Source organism: Citrobacter sp. wls826 (assembly GCF_005281245.1).
Lineage (GTDB): Bacteria > Pseudomonadota > Gammaproteobacteria > Enterobacterales > Enterobacteriaceae > Citrobacter > Citrobacter braakii.
The window spans coordinates 34,323-37,498 of the sequence record NZ_SZWS01000022.1 but is presented as its reverse complement, the minus strand read 5'-3'; the positions used below and the strand labels follow the sequence as shown (position 1 = coordinate 37,498).

Sequence of the window (3,176 nt, the reverse complement as noted above, 5' to 3'; positions counted from 1 at the left end):
GACTTTGTTGATCTCATTGTATTTCTCAATGCCTTCAACGCCCTGCTCCCACAGTTTGCCGTAGCGCGCTTCCTGCCAGGCCGCGCTCTCCTTCGCCCGGTAGACTTGCAGATTAAGCTTGAGCTTGTCCGTTAACTCATCAATAAACTGGTAGGTTTCCGGGAACAAATAGCCGGTATCGGTGAGGATCACCGGGATATCCGGGTGAACCTGATTCACCAGGTGCAGGCTTACTGCCGCCTGGATACCAAAGCTTGATGACAGTACATATTCACCAGGCAGGTTTTCCAGCGCCCACGCCACGCGCCCTTCGGCGTCCAGCTTTTCGAGCTGTGCGTTGGTTTCCGCCAGCGCCAGAATGCGGTCGACTTTTGGCAGGTCATTAAGGGCGTTTAGATCGAGTACGGACATAATTACCTCTCGTGGTTATTCCCAGAAATCCCGCGCGGGATCGAGCACCGGGCGAATGATGCCCGCACGCACCGTAAAATCACCGAAGCCTTCACCCGCTTCGCGCTCTTTCGCCCAGCGCCCAACCAGTTCGTCAACGGAGTCGAGAATTTCCGATTCCGTAATATTTTCGCGATACATACGCGGAATGCGCGTGCCCATGCGGTTACCGCCAAGGTGTACGTTGTAGCGCCCCGGCGCTTTACCCACCAGGCCCAGTTCCGCCAGCATCGCGCGGCCGCAGCCGTTCGGGCAGCCTGTAACGCGCATCACGATATGCTCGTCAGGAATGCCGTGTTTTTCGAGAATAGCTTCCACTTTATCAGTGAACGATGGCAGGAAACGTTCGGCCTCCGCCATCGCCAGCGGACAGGTCGGGAACGACACGCAGGCCATCGAGTTTTCACGCTGCGGCTTCACCGCATTCATCAATCCGTGATCGCGCGCCAGCTTCTCGATCTTCGCTTTTTGGCTTTCCGGCACACCAGCAATGATCAGGTTCTGGTTGGCGGTGATGCGGAAATCCCCTTTGTGGATCTTCGCGATCTCCAGCAGGCCGGTTTTCAGCGGACGGCCCGGATAATCCAAGATACGGCCGTTTTCAATAAACAGCGTCAGGTGCCAGTTATTGTCGATCCCTTTTACCCAACCAATACGATCGCCGCGACCGGTGAACTCGTACGGGCGGATCGGCTCAAATTTAATACCCGCGCGACGCTCCACTTCCTCTTTGAACGTGTCGATACCAACGCGTTCAAGCGTGTATTTAGTTTTGGCGTTTTTACGATCGGTACGGTTACCCCAGTCGCGCTGCGTTGTCACCACAGCTTCTGCTACCGCCAGGGTGTGCTCCAGCGGCAGATAGCCGAACTCGCTCGCGGTGCGGGCGTAGGTTTTCTTATTGCCGTGCTCAATCGACAAACCACCGCCGACCAGCAGGTTAAAGCCCACCAGCTTGCCGTTTTCGGCAATCGCCACGAAGTTCATGTCGTTGGCGTGCAGATCGATGTCGTTCTGCGGCGGGATTACGACCGTGGTTTTAAACTTACGCGGCAGATAGGTTTGGCCGAGGATCGGCTCTTCGTCGGTGGTCGCTACCTTCTCCTGATCCAGCCAAATTTCTGCATAGGCGCGAGTACGCGGCAACAGATGTTCGGAGATCTTCTTCGCCCATTCATAGGCTTGGGCGTGCAGCTCGGACTCGTACGGGTTAGAAGTACACAGAACGTTACGGTTCATGTCGTTGGCGGTCGCCAGCGCGTCCAGCCCGACCGAATGCAGCATCTGGTGTACCGGCTTAACGTTCTTCTTCAGAATGCCGTGAAACTGGAAGGTCTGACGGTTGGTCAGACGAATGCTGCCGTAAATTGTGTTGTCATGGGCGAACGTGTCGATCGCCTGCCACTGTTTGGTGGTGATCACCCCACCCGGCAGACGGCAGCGCAGCAGCATCGCGTGACGCGGCTCCAGCTTTTGCTCGGCTCGTTCGGCGCGGATATCGCGGTCATCCTGCTGGTACATACCGTGAAAACGGATCAGCAGGAAGTTATCGCCTTTGAAGCCGCCGGTCAGGCCGTCGTTTAAATCTTCGGCAATCGTACCGCGCAGATAGTTGCTTTCCAGCTTCATACGCTCAGCGTCGGACAGCTTGCCTTCGACCACCAATGGTCCTGGGTATTTTTCGCTCATTAGTAGACATCTCGCTGATAACGGCGCTCAATGCGCAGCTCACTTAAAAATTCATCCGCCGCTTCGATATCCATAGCACCGAATTCGGCAATCACTTCCAACAAAGCCTGCTCAACGTCTTTCGCCATGCGATTAGCGTCGCCGCAGACATAAATGTGGGCACCGTCGTTTATCCAGCGCCACAGTTCCGCACCTTGTTGGCGCAGTTTATCTTGTACGTAGACTTTTTCTTTTTGATCGCGCGACCAGGCGAGATCGATGCGGCTCAGTACGCCCTCTTTGACGTAACGCTGCCATTCCACCTGGTACAGGAAATCTTCGGTAAAGTGTGGGTTGCCAAAAAACAGCCAGTTTTTGCCTTCGGCTCCGTCAGCCGCACGCTGCTGCATGAATGCACGGAACGGCGCAATCCCCGTGCCCGGTCCAATCATAATCACCGGTGTCTGCGGGTTAGCCGGCAGGCGGAAGTTATCGTTGTGTTCGATGAACACGCGCACTTCGCCCTCTTCTTCCACGCGATCGGCGAGGAAACTGGACGCGCCACCAGCACGGGCACGACCTTCAATGTCATAACGCACCACGCCCACGGTGACGTGCACTTCGCTTTCCACTTCCGCCTGGGAAGAGGCAATAGAATACAAACGCGGCGTCAGCGGGCGCAGAAGATCAACCAACGTTTGGGCGTCCAGTTGCGCTGGGGAGAAGCGCACCATATCGACGATTGGCGTGGTTGCGGCGTAATGCTGCAATTGCGCTTTGTCGCCCACCAGCGGCAGCAGAGAGTCGCTACGGGTTAAAGTGGCATAGTTCTCGACGATATTGCCGGTGTTAACCGTCAGCTCGAAATGCCACTGCAGCGCTTCGGTGAGCGACAGGGTTTTGCCGTCAACCGTGACCGGCTCATCTCCTTTCAGCCACAGCAATTCAACCAACTCTTTGACCAGCTCAGGATCGTTCTGATACCAGACTCCTAAGGCATCGCCCGGCTGGTAGCGCAGACCGGAGTCGCCGAGATCGATTTCAATATGGCGCACATC

Annotated in this window: 2 protein-coding genes and 1 pseudogene; all 3 read right to left on the bottom strand. The window is 56.0% G+C overall.

The window, feature by feature from the left end; translation table 11 throughout:
* A partial coding sequence (locus FDW87_RS21800) for a phosphoadenosine phosphosulfate reductase family protein (RefSeq protein ID WP_252363010.1) occupies nt 1–411 on the bottom strand: 411 nt, incomplete at its 3' end.
* A gap of 15 nt (nt 412–426) precedes the next feature.
* Nucleotides 427–2,139: an assimilatory sulfite reductase (NADPH) hemoprotein subunit gene (cysI, locus tag FDW87_RS04585; RefSeq protein ID WP_016154216.1), complete on the bottom strand. Its 1,713-nt coding sequence runs from the start codon at nt 2,137–2,139 to the stop codon at nt 427–429.
* Nucleotides 2,139–3,176 (bottom strand): annotated as a pseudogene (gene cysJ / locus FDW87_RS21795) (NADPH-dependent assimilatory sulfite reductase flavoprotein subunit); the annotation flags it as partial. The gene cysI and the pseudogene cysJ, both read right to left, overlap by 1 nt.

Bases quoted from the DNA above. Each gene is read 5' to 3' on its own strand.
- cysI (WP_016154216.1), bottom strand. From the start codon at position 2,139: ATGAGCGAAAAATACCCAGGACCATTGGTGGTCGAAGGCAAGCTGTCC.